The sequence below is a fragment of the Oryzihumus sp. genome (assembly GCF_054325275.1).
The window spans coordinates 1-14,500 of the sequence record NZ_JBTCWL010000025.1; the positions used below are offsets into that span (position 1 = coordinate 1).

At 71.0% G+C, this 14,500-nt stretch carries 12 protein-coding genes; 7 read left to right on the plus strand and 5 right to left on the minus strand.

What is annotated here, in order from left to right:
- Window positions 1-296 precede the first annotated feature (296 nt).
- Window positions 297-1,901 (plus strand): APC family permease, encoded by a 1,605-nt coding sequence (locus tag ACXVGS_RS08440; protein WP_458530782.1) that lies wholly within the window; start codon window positions 297-299, stop codon window positions 1,899-1,901.
- A 136-nt stretch (window positions 1,902-2,037) separates the two neighbouring features.
- On the opposite strand, the gene ACXVGS_RS08445 is transcribed toward ACXVGS_RS08440, so the two are convergent.
- Window positions 2,038-4,551 carry a DEAD/DEAH box helicase gene (locus ACXVGS_RS08445; RefSeq protein ID WP_458536837.1) on the minus strand — a complete coding sequence of 838 codons (2,514 nt, stop codon included), beginning with the start codon at window positions 4,549-4,551 and terminating at the stop codon, window positions 2,038-2,040.
- A gap of 316 nt (window positions 4,552-4,867) precedes the next feature.
- Between ACXVGS_RS08445 and ACXVGS_RS08450 the strand changes: the two genes are divergently transcribed.
- The 6 genes from ACXVGS_RS08450 (at window position 4,868) to ACXVGS_RS08475 (ending at window position 10,533) form a co-directional block, all read left to right on the plus strand.
- Window positions 4,868-5,050, plus strand: coding sequence for a Flp family type IVb pilin (locus ACXVGS_RS08450; protein WP_458530780.1), 183 nt, complete (start codon window positions 4,868-4,870; stop codon window positions 5,048-5,050).
- Between the two features lie 248 nt (window positions 5,051-5,298).
- Complete coding sequence (locus ACXVGS_RS08455) at window positions 5,299-6,021, plus strand: RcpC/CpaB family pilus assembly protein (protein WP_458531421.1); 723 nt, start codon at window positions 5,299-5,301, stop codon at window positions 6,019-6,021.
- Window positions 6,022-6,035: 14 nt separating this feature from the next.
- Window positions 6,036-7,241: an AAA family ATPase gene (locus ACXVGS_RS08460; RefSeq protein WP_458530778.1), complete on the plus strand. Its 1,206-nt coding sequence runs from the start codon at window positions 6,036-6,038 to the stop codon at window positions 7,239-7,241.
- Window positions 7,238-8,611, plus strand: coding sequence for a CpaF family protein (locus tag ACXVGS_RS08465; RefSeq protein WP_458530777.1), 1,374 nt, complete (start codon window positions 7,238-7,240; stop codon window positions 8,609-8,611). The genes ACXVGS_RS08460 and ACXVGS_RS08465 overlap by 4 nt, the downstream gene beginning before the upstream one ends.
- The gene (locus tag ACXVGS_RS08470) at window positions 8,608-9,615 is read left to right on the plus strand and encodes a type II secretion system F family protein (RefSeq protein WP_458531419.1); all 1,008 of its coding nucleotides are present in this window, start codon (window positions 8,608-8,610) and stop codon (window positions 9,613-9,615) included. Before ACXVGS_RS08465 ends, ACXVGS_RS08470 begins: the two co-directional genes overlap by 4 nt.
- A 3-nt stretch (window positions 9,616-9,618) precedes the next feature.
- Window positions 9,619-10,533 (plus strand): type II secretion system F family protein, encoded by a 915-nt coding sequence (locus ACXVGS_RS08475; RefSeq protein ID WP_458536838.1) that lies wholly within the window; start codon window positions 9,619-9,621, stop codon window positions 10,531-10,533.
- 18 nt (window positions 10,534-10,551) lie between these two features.
- Here ACXVGS_RS08475 and ACXVGS_RS08480 read toward each other — a convergent pair whose 3' ends face one another.
- The 4 genes from ACXVGS_RS08480 to ACXVGS_RS08495 all read right to left on the minus strand — a co-directional run bounded on the left by ACXVGS_RS08480 (window position 10,552) and on the right by ACXVGS_RS08495 (window position 14,462).
- Window positions 10,552-12,198 (minus strand): pilus assembly protein TadG-related protein, encoded by a 1,647-nt coding sequence (locus ACXVGS_RS08480; protein ID WP_458530774.1) that lies wholly within the window; start codon window positions 12,196-12,198, stop codon window positions 10,552-10,554.
- A complete protein-coding gene (locus ACXVGS_RS08485) occupies window positions 12,195-12,764 on the minus strand; it encodes a TadE/TadG family type IV pilus assembly protein (protein WP_458530773.1) in 570 nt (189 codons plus the stop codon). Before ACXVGS_RS08485 ends, ACXVGS_RS08480 begins: the two co-directional genes overlap by 4 nt.
- Before the next feature lie 224 nt (window positions 12,765-12,988).
- Window positions 12,989-13,948, minus strand: a complete 960-nt coding sequence (locus ACXVGS_RS08490; protein WP_458533438.1) for a hypothetical protein — start codon at window positions 13,946-13,948, stop codon at window positions 12,989-12,991.
- A 115-nt stretch (window positions 13,949-14,063) separates the two neighbouring features.
- Window positions 14,064-14,462 carry a PPOX class F420-dependent oxidoreductase gene (locus ACXVGS_RS08495; protein WP_458531418.1) on the minus strand — a complete coding sequence of 133 codons (399 nt, stop codon included), beginning with the start codon at window positions 14,460-14,462 and terminating at the stop codon, window positions 14,064-14,066.
- Window positions 14,463-14,500: the final 38 nt, after the last annotated feature.

A 14,500-nucleotide genomic window follows, 5' to 3' on the forward strand; every position in this document is an offset into this window, starting at 1 on the left:
CCGCGATCCGAGCGTCTGCCCGTGCGGGCCAGCCCACCTCACCCACAAGTACTACGTGGGTTGTGGAGCGCTCGTCCAAGCCGTGGAGCGGTGGTGGACCAGCTGGCACCACGCAGCGGACCCGCCCCGACGCCGGTGGCATCGGGACGGGCCCGCTGCGTGGTGCCGGTGGCCACCCCAATTCCCGGCTTGGACGAGCGCGCCGCCCCCGCGCGTAGTACTTGTGGGTGAGGTGGGCCGACCCGCACGGGCAGACGCTCGGATCGCGGGGGCCGGTCGCGACGAAGGAGCGCGGGATGAGCGAGGTCATGAACAACCCCCAGGGCCAGCCCGACGCTGACGCCGAGCGTCTGCAGAACCTGGGCTACACGCAGGAGCTCTCGCGGGTGCTGAGCCTGTTCGACAACTTCAGCGTCGCGTTCTCCTACCTCTCGCCGATGGTCGGGGTGTACTCCCTGTTCGTCCTCGGGCTCGGCTCCGCCGGGCCGCGCTACCTGTGGCTGATGCCGCTGGTCGTGCTCGGGATGCTCATGGTGGCGCTGGTGTTCGGCGAGCTCGGCAGCCACTACCCGGTGGCCGGGGCGATCTACCAGTACGGCAAGTACTCGGTCAGCGCGGGATACGGGTGGTGGGTGGGCTGGCTCTACGGCATGGCCCTGCTCGTCACTGTCGCCAGCGTCGACACCGGCGTGGTGGGCTACGTGACCGCCCTGTCGGACCAGTGGTTCGGCACCAAGATGGACCCGACGAACAGCACGACGATCCTCGTCATCACCATCGTCCTCATCCTCATCCAGACCACGATGAACGCCGTCGGCGCCAAGCTGATGAGCCGGGTGACCGCGCTGGGTGTCTACGTCGAGACGATCGGCACGTTCGGCGTCGCCATCGCCCTGGCCGTCGTGGGCTTCCACCACGGCTTCGGGTTCCTGTTCCAGACCGCCGGCGCGCAGTACGGCCCGACCAACCCGCTCGGCATGAACTTCCACGGCAACTGGCTGACCGGCGCCGCCCTGGTGGCGATCCTCGCCCACGTCTACATCTTCTACGGCTTCGAGTCCGCCGGTGACATCGCCGAGGAGACCAAGGACGCCTCCCGCCAGGTGCCGCGCGCGATGCGCTCGGCCCTCGTCTACGGCGGGGTCGCCTCGTTCGTCCTGGTCGCCGGTCTCATCCTGGCCACCCCGAGCAGCGCCAAGGGGTATGCCTCGGTGTTCGCCGGCGGTGGCGTCCCCGGCATCCTCAGCGAGCTGCCGCAGTGGCTGCAGGACTTCTTCCTCGTGATGGTCATCATCGCGTTCTTCTCCTGCGGCACCGCGGTCCAGGGCGCCGGCGCCCGGCTGGCGTTCTCCTTCGCCCGCGACGGCGCGGTGCCGGCTCACAAGTGGGTGGGCCACATCTCTCCGCGCTTCCACACGCCGGTCAACGCGATCATCATCGGCGCCATCGTCCCGATCGCGTTCTCCCTGATGGTCAACATCAACCCGTCCTCGGACGTCAAGATCCTCTGGTTCACCTACCCCAAGGGGATCAACGCCCTCTTCGTGCTGGTGTCGTTCGGCGTCTCCGGCATCTACCTGTCGTTCATGCTGACCGTCATCGGGTCGATGATCGCCCGGGCCCGGGGTTGGGTCCCCGAGGGCGCGTTCCGGCTCGGGCGGTGGGGCTGGCTGGTCAGCTGGCTGGCGCTGGCGTACCTGGTGGTGATGCTCATCAACATCGTGGCGCCGACGGGGCTGTCCAGCCCACGGGCGTTCTTCAACTACGACTGGATCACGTTCGTGGTCATGGTGGGGATCGCCCTTGTCGGCGGCATCTACTTCGTCATCGCCCGGCCCGACCGTGCGCTGAAGGCGCACCTGCACGACGAGCTCGAGCCGACCGCCGCCGAGCGCGAGTAACCCTCACCCGCCCTCGGCGCTCGCACCCCGACCGGGCGCGACAACCCCTCGACCGAACACGGCTTGACCCGCGTTTCCAGGGCTCCAAGGCCCTCAAACGCGGGCCAAGCCGTGTCCGGTGGGAAGAAGACGAGGGTCAGAGCGGCTCGAAGCCGGTGAGGTGGATGACCGCCTCGCCGAGCTCGTCGGAGGCGGCGAGGTCGACCTCGGCCGTGATCCCCCAGTCGTGGTCGCCCTCGGGGTCGTCGACGACCTGGCGGACCAGCCAGCGCCCGGGCTGCTCCTCCACCTGGAACATCTTCGGCCCGCGGGCATCGCCGTCCGTGCCGATCGAGTCGTGCTCGGCGTAGTAGGTCCCCAACGCCTCCTGCCAGCGGTCGGCGTCCCAGCCCGAGCCGGCGTCGAGCTCGCCGAGGTCGATCCACCGGCGCAACGCCGCCAGCTCGACCCGTCGGAACATCGCGTTGCGCACGAGCACACGAAAGGCCCTGTGGTTCTTGGTGATCGGGCGCGGCTGGTCGCCGACCTCGCCGGGGCGCGGCGCCTGTCCGGGCTCCAGCGACCCGTCGGTCAGCTGCTCCCACTCGTCGAGCAGGCTCGAGTCGGTCTGGCGCACCGTCTCCCCCAGCCACTCGATGAGGTCGGTCAGCTCCTCGGTCTTGAGGCTGTCCGGCACCGTCTGGCGCAGCGCCTTGTAGGCGTCGCTGAGGTAGCGCAGCACCGCCCCCTCCGAGCGGGCCAGGCCGTAGTAGCCGACCAGCTCGGTGAAGTTCATCGCCCGCTCGAACATGTCGCGCACCACCGACTTCGGTGACAGCGCGTCCTCGGACACCCACGGGTGGCCCTTGCGGTACATCGCCATCGCCGACTCCAGCAGCTCCACCAGCGGCTTGGGCCAGGTGACCTCGTCGAGCAGCTCGAGGCGCTCGTCGTACTCGATCCCCTCGGCCTTCATCTCCGCCACGGCCTCGCCGCGGGCCTTGAACTGCTGGGCCAGCAGCACCTGGCGCGGGTCGTCGAGCGTGGCCTCGACCACCGAGACCACGTCCAGGGCGAACGTCGGCGAGTCCTGGTCGAGGAGCTCGAACGCGGCCAGCGCGAAGGTGGACAGCGGCTGGTTGAGCGCGAAGTTGGCCTGCAGGTCGACGGTCAGGCGCACGGTGCGGCCGGTCTCGTCGGGCGGGTCGATCCGCTCGATGACCCCGGCGGTGAGGAGCGCGCGATACATCTGGATGGCGCGGCGGGCCAGGCGCGCCTGGCCGGGCCGCTCCGCGTGGTTGTCGCGCACCAGCTTGCGCATCGCCGCGAACGGGTCGCCGGGGCGGGTGATGACGTTGAGCAGCATCGAGTGGCTGACCCGCATGCGCGAGACCAGCGCCTCCGGGTCGGCGGCGACGAGGCGGTCGAAGGTCTGCTCGCTCCAGGTGACCGTGCCCTCCGGCGGCTTCTTGCGCTGGACCTTGCGCCGCTTCTTGGGGTCGTCGCCGGCCTTGGCCAGGGCGCGCTCGTTCTCGATGACGTGGTCGGGCGCCTGGACCACCACGGTGCCCGAGGTGTCGTAGCCGGCGCGTCCCGCCCGGCCGGCGATCTGGTGGAACTCCCGTGCCTTGAGCACCCGCTGGCGGGACCCGTCGAACTTGGTCAGGCCGGTCAGCACGACGGTGCGGATCGGCACGTTGATCCCCACGCCGAGCGTGTCCGTGCCGCAGATGACCTTCAAGAGGCCGGCCTGCGCGAGCTGCTCGACGAGGCGACGGTACTTCGGCAGCATCCCCGCGTGGTGGACGCCGATCCCGTGGCGCACCAGGCGGGACAGCGTCTTGCCGAAGCCCGCGGCGAAGCGGAACCCGCCGATGAGCTCGGCGATGCGGTCCTTCTCCTCGCGCGTGCACACGTTGAGGCTGAGCAGCGACTGGGCCCGCTCCAGCGCCGCCGCCTGGGTGAAGTGGACGACGTAGACCGGCGCCTGGTGGGTGGTGAGCAGCTCCTCGAGCGTCTCGTGCAGCGGGGTCAGCACGTAGCTGAACGACAGCGGCACGGGGCGCTCGGTGTTGGTGACCAGCGCCGTCGCTCGTCCGGTGCGCCGGGTCAGGTCGTCCTGGAAGCGCGAGACGTCGCCCAGGGTCGCCGACATCAGCAGGAACTGCGCCCGCGGCAGCTCCAGCAGTGGCACCTGCCACGCCCAGCCGCGGTCGGGCTCGGAGTAGAAGTGGAACTCGTCCCTGACGACCTGGCCGATGTCGGCGTGCGACCCCTCGCGCAGCGCGATGTTGGCCAGCACCTCGGCGGTGCAGCAGATGATCGGGGCCTGGGCGTTGACGCTGGCGTCGCCGGTCAGCATGCCGACGTTGGCCGCGCCGAACACCTCGCACAACGCGAAGAACTTCTCCGACACCAGCGCCTTGATCGGGGCGGTGTAGTAGGTGCGCTGCCCCTGGGCCAGGGCCGCGAAGTGGGCTCCGGTGGCGACCAGGCTCTTGCCCGAGCCGGTCGGCGTGGCCAGCACGACGTTGGCGCCACTGACCAGCTCGATCAGTGCCTCCTGCTGCGCCGGGTAGAGCTCGAGGCCCCGCTCACCGGCCCAGTCGGCGAAGGCGTCGAAGAGGGCGTCGGGCTCGGGCGGGGTCGGGATCCGGTCGGCGAGGCTCATGAGGACCCCATCGTCGCGGTTCGGCGGCGCAGAACACCAATCGGTAAGCCGCGCGGCCGGGGCTCCCCGACCGAAGGTCAGATTCGTGCCAATTCCGGACAATATCCCGCGAGTCGTATTTGACTGAATGACACCACTGTCAGCAAAGGCGTGGTCAAGAAAGGGAATTGAATTCCCCGCCCTATTCCACCCCTATTTCCAAACCTGAGTCAGGACTCGTCCAACCACGTCATTTGGAGGAGGCGGGCAGACCTAGCGTCCTCCTCAATCGCGGACCTCCCCGCGGGACCATCCGTCCCAGGAAGGGGCACCCCCCATGCTCGCTCGACTCGTCAAGCTCCAGCTCGCCCTGCAGTCCGACCGCGGCGCCACCGCCGTGGAGTACGGCCTGATGGTCGCGCTCATCGCCATCGTCATCATCGGCGCCGTCACCCTGCTCGGCGGCAACCTGTCGACCCTGTTCAACACCGCGTCCTCGAAGGTCACCGTCACCTCCTGAGGCCAGGACATGAGGCGCACGTCCCCCGGCCGGTCGTCAACCCCCTGCCGGCGGCCCGACCGGGGGCTGCGCCGTCCCATTGCCCGACCAAGCCAATATCGGGTGAAATCGTCCATATTGTCAACAGCTTTCTCATAGCCAAGCGAAACATTCCCCTGCCGGCGCCGAAGAATGCACCCCGAATTCACTTCGCGGCGACATTTCCTGCGGTTCCCCCCCGGTAGGGGAATTCCCTGGAGGAGGTGCCCGTGGCCCGACGGCTGATCGTCGTGCTGGCCGCCGTCGTCGCCGCCCTCGTCGGCTTCGTGGCGGTGGTCCTCTACGCACGGGGCGCCGACCAGCGCGCCCTGGCCGGGCAGAGCACCACCGAGGTCTACATCGCCCAGCAGGTCGTCCCGGCCGGCACCACCGCCGCCGACGCGGTCAGCCAGGGCCTGATCACCCGCACCCGGGTCATGACCGATGGCGTCCCCGCCGGGGCGCTGCAGACCGTCGACGACCGGACCCGCCCCCTCGTGGCCACCACCGACATCGCCGCCGGGGAGTTCGTCCTGGCGAGCCGCTTCGGCGCGATGCCGCTGGCGCAGAAGGCGATCGCCGTGCCCGCCGGGCAGGTGGCGGTCGCGGTGCAGCTGGCCGACCCCGCCAGGGTCGCCACGTTCCTCACGCCCGGCTCCCACGTGGTCCTCTACGACTCCTACGAGCCCGCCTCCGGCCAGCGGGCGACCCGCGTGCTGCTGCCCGACGTCCTCGTCATCGCCGTCGGCGCCAGCGTGCTCGCCCCGGGCAGCACCGCGCCGCCCGGGGGCGCTTCGGGTCCGGTCCCCCTCACTGTCGCCGTACCCCCCGCCTCCGCGCTGCGGCTCGTCCACGCCGTGCAGACCGGCACCCTGTATGCCGGGCTGCTCGGCGTCGACAGCCGCATCGACACCCGCGCCGAGGTCGACAACGCCACGCTCTTCCCCCGCTGACCAGGAGCCCCCTCATGACCGTCCTGTGGAGCACCGACCCCGCCGCCGCCGAGACCTACCACTACGCGATCGGCGGGCAGGTCCACGCCGCCGACGGCGCGCACGCCGTCTGGCGCGCGCTGACCACGACACCGGGCGAGCCGCTCGTCGTCGCCGGTCCGGAGATCGACCTGCTCGCCGTGTGCGAGCTCGCCGAACGGCTGCGCGTGGAGCTGCCCGAGGCCGGGGTGCTGCTGCTGCGCCGGCGCCTGGACATCTCGGTCCTGGCCCAGGCGCTGCGCGCGGGCATCCGGGAGGTCGTCGTGGCCGACGACCTCAGCGCCCTGTCCGTGGCCTGCGGTCGCAGCCTGGAGGTCTCCCGCCGGATGGTCAGCTCCACCGCCGGCCCCCAGTCCCGGCAGGGCACCATCGTCACGGTCTTCGCGGCCAAGGGCGGCTGCGGCAAGACGACCATCGCGACGAACCTCAGCGCCTACCTCGCCTCCCTGGGCCAGCGGGTGCTGATCGTCGACCTCGACCTGGCCTTCGGCGATGTGGCGATCAGCCTGCAGCTCGACCCGGAGCATTCCGCCGCCGACCTCATCGCCATGTCCGGCCACCTCGACCAGGCCGGCATCGCCTCGGTGGTGACCCGGCACGCCAGCGGCCTGGAGGCCATCTGCGCCCCGAGCAGCCCCGCGGACGCCGACCGGGTCCCCGCGACGACGACCTCCGAGCTGCTGCAGGTCGCCCGGCGCTCCTACGACTACGTCATCGTGGACACCCCGCCGGCGTTCACCGAGCACACCCTGGCGGCGTTCGACGTCAGCGACATCGCGATCATGCTGGCCACCCCGGACATCCCCGCAGTCAAGAACCTGCGCCTCGCCCTGAACACCCTGGACCTGCTCGGGCACCCCCAGGAGTCGCGGGTGGTGGTGCTCAACCGGGCGGACGCCAAGGTGGGGCTGCACGTGCCCGACGTGGTCAAGGCGATCCGGGCGCCGGTCGCCACCTCGCTGCCGAGCAGCCCGGCCGTCCCGGCCTCGGTCAACCGCGGCGTGGCCCTGGTGCTGGACGAGCCGAAGCATGAGTTCAGCACGGCCCTGCGGGCCCTGGCCGAGCGGCACGTCGTCACCCGGACCCCGGTGCCTCCGCTCGACGCCCCAGCGGCGATCGACCAGCAGCCCCTGCCCCGGCGCCGCGACCTGCGCCAGCGGCGCCGGAAGGTCCTGCGGTGAACCTCGCCGAGCGGCTCGAACGGCTCGCGCCCCCGGCGCCGGTCGGCCCGGGAGCTGCCGGTGGCTCGGCGCAACAGGTCGTGACCCTCCCGGTCCGGGACCCGTTCGCGGCCGTGAAGGCCAGCGTCCACCGCTCGCTGATGGACTCCCTGGGCCCCCAGCTCTACGACCCGCACCTGGACCAGGCCGAGCTCGACGTCCGCGTGCGGCACACCCTGCAGACCGTCCTGGACGCCGAGCAGACCCCGCTGTCGTCAGCGGACCGGACGCGGATCGCCCAGGAGGTGACCGACGAGATCCTCGGCCACGGGCCGCTGGAGCCGCTGCTGCGCGACAGCGAGATCACCGAGATCATGGTCAACGGCCCCGAGCACATCTTCGTCGAGCGGGCCGGGCACATCCACGCTGTCGAGGCGCAGTTCGTCGACGACGCCCACCTGCGCCGGACCATCGACAAGATCGTCGGTCGCATCGGCCGCCGCGTCGACGAGTCCAGCCCGATGGTCGATGCCCGCCTGGCCGACGGCTCCCGCGTCAACGCCGTCGTGGCCCCGATCGCGCTCGATGGCAGCCTGCTGACGATCCGCAAGTTCTCCCCCGACCCGTTCACCGACCGCGACCTCATCGCCTTCGGGACCATGACCCCGCAGGTGCGGGACTTCCTCGAGGCCTGTGTGCGGGGCCGGCGCAACATCGTCATCAGCGGCGGCACCGGCTCGGGCAAGACGACCCTGCTCAACGTCATGTCCGGCTTCATCCCCGACGACGAGCGCATCCTCACCATCGAGGACGCCGCCGAGCTGCAGCTGCGCCAGCGTCATGTGCTGCGGATGGAGGCCCGTCCGGCCAACGTCGAGGGGCGCGGGCACGTCAGCATCCGCGACCTCGTGCGCAACGCCCTGCGCATGCGCCCGGACCGGATCGTCGTCGGCGAGGTCCGCGACGGTGCGGCGCTGGACATGCTCCAGGCGATGAACACCGGCCACGACGGCTCCATCACCACGGTGCACGCCAACAGTCCCCGCGACAGCCTGTCCCGCCTGGAGACCATGGTGCTCATGGCCGGCGTCGAGCTGCCGGTCCGGGCGATCCGCGACCAGGTGGCCAGCGCGGTCGACCTCATCGTCCAGCAGGCCCGGCTCAAGGACGGCAGCCGCCGCATCACGGCGATCACCGAGGTCGAGGGCATGGAGTCCGACGTCATCACCCTCCAGGACCTGTTCGTCTTCGACTACTCCGCCGGGATGGACGAGACCGGCCGCTTCCGGGGCACCCTGGTCAGCACCGGCCTGCGCCCGAAGTTCGGCGGCCACCTGCAGGACCTCGGCATAGAGCTCAACCCGGCGATGTTCGTCCGGGGCCAGGGGTGAGCACCCCGGACCCCGCGTGGCTGGTCTGGGGCCCACCGGCGTTGGTCGGGTGCGCCCTGGCCGCGACCGTCCTCGCCCTCGGTATGCCGCGTGGCGGGTCCGCGGCGGACCGTCGCCTGCGGTCCATCGACCAGTACGTCCAGGGGACCGGCGGGGCGGCGGCCGCTGCCCGCACCGCGCGTGGCCCGAGCGGTCTGAGCACCGCGCTGGTCGACCTCGGGGACCGGGCCACCACCGGTCGCCCCTCCACCGCTCGCACCGCCGCCCTGCTGGAGCGCGCCGACCTGCCGCTGCGCGCCGGGGAGTGGGCGGTGCTGCGGGCGGTTGCCGTCCTCGCGGGAGCGGCGTTGGGGTTGTTGATGATTCACGGCAGCATCGGCGCGAACCTCATCGGCCTCCTCCTCGGCGGCGGCCTCGGCACGCTTGCTCCGGTGGTGTTCCTGCGGGTCTGCGCGAGCCGCCGGGCGCGGCGGTTCGAAGCCCAGCTGCCCGACGTCCTGACACTCGTGGCGAGCAGCCTGCAGACCGGCTTCTCCCTGCTCCAGGCACTCGACGCGGTCGCCCAGGACGTGGCCGAGCCCACGGCGAAGGAGCTCTCCCGGGCCCTGGCCGAGACGCGGATCGGCGCCGACATCGGCGACGCGCTGGACCGAATGGCCGACCGGATGGACAGCACCAACCTGCGCTGGACGAGCATGGCCATCGGCATCCAGCGCCAGGTCGGCGGCAACCTCGCCGAGACGCTGAAGACCACCGCAGCGACGCTGCGCGACCGCGAGTCACTGCACCGGCACGTGCGGGCGCTGTCCGCGGAGGGCCGGCTGTCGGCATACGTGCTCATCGCGATGCCCGTCGGGATCTTCCTCTACATGACCCGGATCAACTACGACTACGTGTCGCTGCTCTGGACCACCCCGCTCGGGCTGGCCATGTCGGCGGCCGGCGTGGTGATGCTCGGCATCGGGGTCGTGTGGATGCGCAAGGTCGTGGATGTGGAGGTCTAGCCGATGCTGGTCTGGGTCGCCGGGGGCGCGGTCGCGCTGAGCCTGCTGCTGCTCGTGGTGGCGACACAGGTGGGGCGGACGCCGCTGACCGGTATGGCGCGCAGCCTCGCCCTGATCGAGGGTCCGGTGTCCTCCCACGACGTCGCCCGGGCGGAGCTGTCCTTCGGCGACCGGGTGGCCGGGCCGTTCCTGGCCGCGATGCGCGGGCTGGCGCTGCGGCTGTCGCCCTCGGGGACGGCGGCCCGCCTCAACCGGCTGCTCGACGTGGCCGGCAACCCGCCGGCGTGGAGCCTGGAGCGCCTGCTCGCGGTCAAGGGCGCGGCGCTGCTCGTCGGGGCCGGCGCGGGGCTGCTGCTCGGCGGGATCGGGCCGCGCGGCGTGGTGTTCCTGCTCGCCGCCGGCGCCGCCGCCTTCCACCTGCCCGACCTGTTGCTCTACAACGCCGGCCTGCACCGGCAGGACGAGCTGCGCCGCGGGCTGGCCGACGCCCTCGACATGCTCACGGTCTGCGTCGAGGCCGGGCAGGGCTTCGACAGCGCGCTGAGCCAGGTCGCCCGCTCCGTCACCGGCCCGGTGGCCGGAGAGTTCGCCCGGGTGCTGCAGGAGATCCAGATCGGGCGGTCCCGCCCGCAGGCGTTCGCCTCGCTCGGCGAGCGCAGCACCGTGCCTGAGGTCAAGACGTTCGTCAGCACGCTGGTGCTGGCCGACCGGCTCGGCCTGCCCATCGGCGGGGTGCTGCGCGAGCAGGCCCACCAGATGCGACTGGTCCGGCGGCAGCGCGCGGAGGAGAAGGCGCAGAAGGTGCCGGTGAAGATCCTCTTCCCGATGCTGCTGGGCATCTTCCCCGCGCTGTTCATCGTCATCATCGGGCCGGGCGCGATCAAGATGATCGCGACGTTCAGCGGCCTGGGCGGCTGAGCCTTCACAGGCCCCGGGTCACTCGACCAGCCTGGTCGGGTCGCCCTCGATGCTGGCGGTCCACGAGGTCACGTCCGTCGGCTTCGACGACGTGCCGTAGGCGTAGGTGAGCCGCACCCAGCACGCGGTCGGGTCTGAGTCGGCACAGCGGTACGACGTTGGGATCGGCACAGACACCGTCTGCCACTTGCCGTTGAAGCTCGAGTCGGCCGTGAGGGAGCAACTCGGCATGCTGCCGGCCACCGGCCCGGCCCCGACGCAGCCGCTGAAGGTGGCGCCCGAGTCCGGCGGGGCGGAGATGGTGATGGTCCCCGACGTCGTGGAGTCGCCGATGTCATAGAGGCGGACGTTGAGCACCTCACCGGCCGCGCTGCTCGGCACCCGCGCCAGGTAGAACTCCGTGGTGGCACCGGGGGCGTTGGAGTAGATCCCCATCTTCTCCCGGCCGGAGATGGAGATCGCGCTGGTCGCGGTGGGGTCCGCGGAGGACCACGCCCGGATGCCGAACCGGTTGCCGTCATTGGCCGCATCGGTGCCCAGGCCGTTGGTGCGCACCTGGACGAGGTAGTCCCCCACGGCCGGGTTGGTGATCGAGCACAGCGTGGACCACCGGCGGAACGACGCGGCCAGGTCCGGGCGGTACGTGGGGGTCGAGGCCTTGTTGAGGGCCGCGTACAGAGAGCCGTCGTACCCGGCATACGTCCTGTCGCACCCGGTGTGGACCGGGAAGGTGGCCGGGTCCCACGGCGTCGTGCTGGGGTCGCGGACGGTGAACCGTGTGCTCATCACGGTCGCACCGCCGTAGGAGTTGTCACCGGTGCAGTAGGGGCTCGACGCCCCCGAGGCGTAGCGGGTCGCCGGGTCGCTGACCTGGTCGTTGACCGCCTTCGTGGCGGCGGTGCTGCCACTCCCGAACACCGACGTGACCGACGGACAGGTCAGCCCGACGTTGACCCACGCCGGGTCGAACAGCTGGATCGTGAGGTTGGCCATCGGCCGCGTGACCGAGACGGTGTAGTAGTAGCCGTCGGCGGTCCAGTCGGCGTTCGTCCCCGAGGCGCAACCGTCGGGCACAGGCGAACCCGAGAGCGTGCAGCCTTGCGACTGGTAGGCGTCGCCGTTGCCCTTGAACGAGCTCGGGGAGTTGACGCTGGCCCAGAACTGGCCGTTGACGCCGTTGCAGGTCGTGCCCTTGTAGCCCGTGGAGTCGGACGCGGGGTCGTTGCCGAACTCGTTGCAGGGGCTGCCCATCGGGACCGGGCCGGCGTAGTCGGCAACGGCGGTGCGGCTGACCGTCGTCGTCGGCAGTCCCAGGACCGGGCCGAAGATGTTGGCGACGGTGCGGCTCACCGTGACCCGGAGGCGGGTGGGCCGGCTGTCCACGCCGGCGACGACCGTCGTGCTCGCGACGCCGTTCTCGAAGCCGTTGACCTTGGCGAACTTCTGCGCGGTGCTGAACGCGGTCGCGGTGTCCGCCGGGAGGCTGGAGACGCCAGCGAGGGCGGCGGCGTCGGCGGCGCGCTGCTCTCGCTGGCCGACGAGGTACCAGTTGCCGACGTCGACCGCGAAGGCCGCGACGGCGAGGAAGACCACCAGGAGGAACGCCGTGAGCAGGGCGACGTATCCGCGGTCGCCCGAGCTCCGCAGGCGCGCCAGGCGGCTCACTTGCAGCCCGCCGAGAGGGGGACGGGCTCGAGGTTCATCACCGTGTGGTCGCGGATGTCGGTGCTACGGAAGAACATCCCGGTGATCGCCTGGTGCCGCACGGCGAGGTAGACGCCGACGCTGTCGTGCAGCGGGTCACCGACACAGGCGTTCTGGGACAACGCGCTCCACGTCGAGGACGTCTGCGTGAAGCCGGTCCCGTTCCACGTGAACTTCACGCACGCCGAGCAGGTGGAGAAGGTGGCGTCACCACCGACTGGCGTCCCGTCCGGCTGGGCCTTGTAGACCCACAGCGCCTCGAAGCCGCTCATGTCGAGGGCAGCCGCGCCGCGGGCGACCTGGCTCGCGGCGTCGGTGGCGAACGTCCCCCGCCGTGGCTCGGCAGAGGCCATGCGCACCCCGCCACGGATGGCGGAGCTGACCGACAGGGAGTCCTTGAAGACCAGGCCGAACTCGAGGACGGCGAAGACGAAGGCGATGAGGACGGGGGTGATGATCGCGGCCTCGACGGCCACGGCCCCCCGGTCGCGGGATCGCCCTGTGGCGCAACGGGATCGACGCGTCATCGCACGCCTCCTCCGGGTCAGGGCGGGGAGGGCACGCCTCCACTCTCGAGGGTAGGAACGCGAAGAGCCTCAGTGACGAGGGCTTACCAAAGGCTTGCCATGTCCGGCACGACCCCTGAACTGCAGATATGGACAAAGGCTGATCTGTCGGACATCCGGCCTCCGGACAGCGCAGAGCCCCACGGGACCACCCGTGGGGCTCTGCGGCATCCGGTCAAGCCGGGTCAGGACATGTAGGCCTTGGAGTAGGCGTAACCGTTCTCGAAGCCGACGGTGATGATGGCGCCCCGGGCACACGCCGTGTACCGGCGGAACTCGATGACCTGGTTGCCGAAGTCGTCGTAGGAGGTGCGGCTGCCCGCACTCTGCAGGATCTGCGTGACCGAGGCCCGGCTCGAGCCGTAGGTCTCGGGGTTGGCGAAGTCCGCCTTGACCCGCTGGAACTCGGCGTAGGTGGCGCAGCCCCGCGGCTTGGGTCGGGACTTGATGACCAGCCTCTGGGTGCGCTTCACCGTCCGGCTCCGGCCGTAGTGACGGGTCGAGACACGGACCGAGCGGGTGGTGGTCCTGGTCAGGTCGTGGTCGGTCATGACCTCGTCCGAGAACGTCGTCCCGACCAGCGTCATCACGTCGCTGCTGCTCGTCTCCACCGCGGTGGCCCCGAGCATCAGGGAGCCGCTCCACCCGCCGTCCCCGCTGGGCGTGACGTAGCCGTTGGAGCTGAAGCTGCCGTCGAAACCCTGCCCGGAGCACACCGCGGTGAAGTACGACACGTAGCTGTCGGGCTGGACGGAGTCGACCCGGCAGGTCACCGGGAGCGAGGTGTAGGCAGGAACGGTCGTCCTCTGCGTCACGTGCTTGGTGGAGTAGCTCAGCGTGAACGGGCGGTAGACCACGGCGGTCTGGACAGAGTAGGTACCAGCGGACAGCCGCGCCGAGGCACGGTTGCGGGCCACCACGTTCGCGCCACGCTTCACCGTGAAGCGCACCGAGCTGATGGTGGCGTTGCCCTGGACCCGCCCGATCGGACGGACGGTGGTGGAGCCCTTCCAGGGCACGGTCACGGACGCAATCGTCCCGATCGTCGCCGAGCCGGTGGCTGCCTCGGCCGTGCCCGCCGGGACGAGGCCCACGAGGCTGGTGGCGAGCATGGCAATGAGCACGCTGACGCGCTTGTTCTTCAACGGTTCCCCTGTGTCTTCACCCGCGGCCCTCCCGCGGTGCAGCGCAACGCTAGGACTGGGGTCTGACCGGCGTCCGGCGAACCGGGCGAATGCGACGTAGGTCTCAAATCGCCGTTCAGTCCGGGGTGATGCGCAGCAGGACCCGTCGGGCCTCGCCGGACCGGACCAGGCGCTCGACCGCCATGACCAGGCGGAACTCCAGCCCGTACTTGCTGCGGATGAGGTCCGTCAGCCGGCCCGTGGTCGCCTCGTCGGTGATGATCGCGGCGGTGCCCGTGACCGGCCGGGCCCCGGCGTCGACGCGGCCGCGGCGGTTGCAGGGCCGCAGCTCGACCCGCGCGTCGTGGCGCAGCCGCTTGACCTTGCCGCTGCCCTCCGGGGTGGTCACGACCAGCGCGTCACCGTCGCGGGCCACCCACACCGGGGTGGGCACGCCCACGCCCGAGCGGCGGAAGGTGGTCAGGGAGACGAACCGCTGGTCGCCCAGCCCGGCGAAGGTGGTGTCGGTCGGCATGGGGCGACGCTACCCGCGCACCGGCACGACGGCGCGCA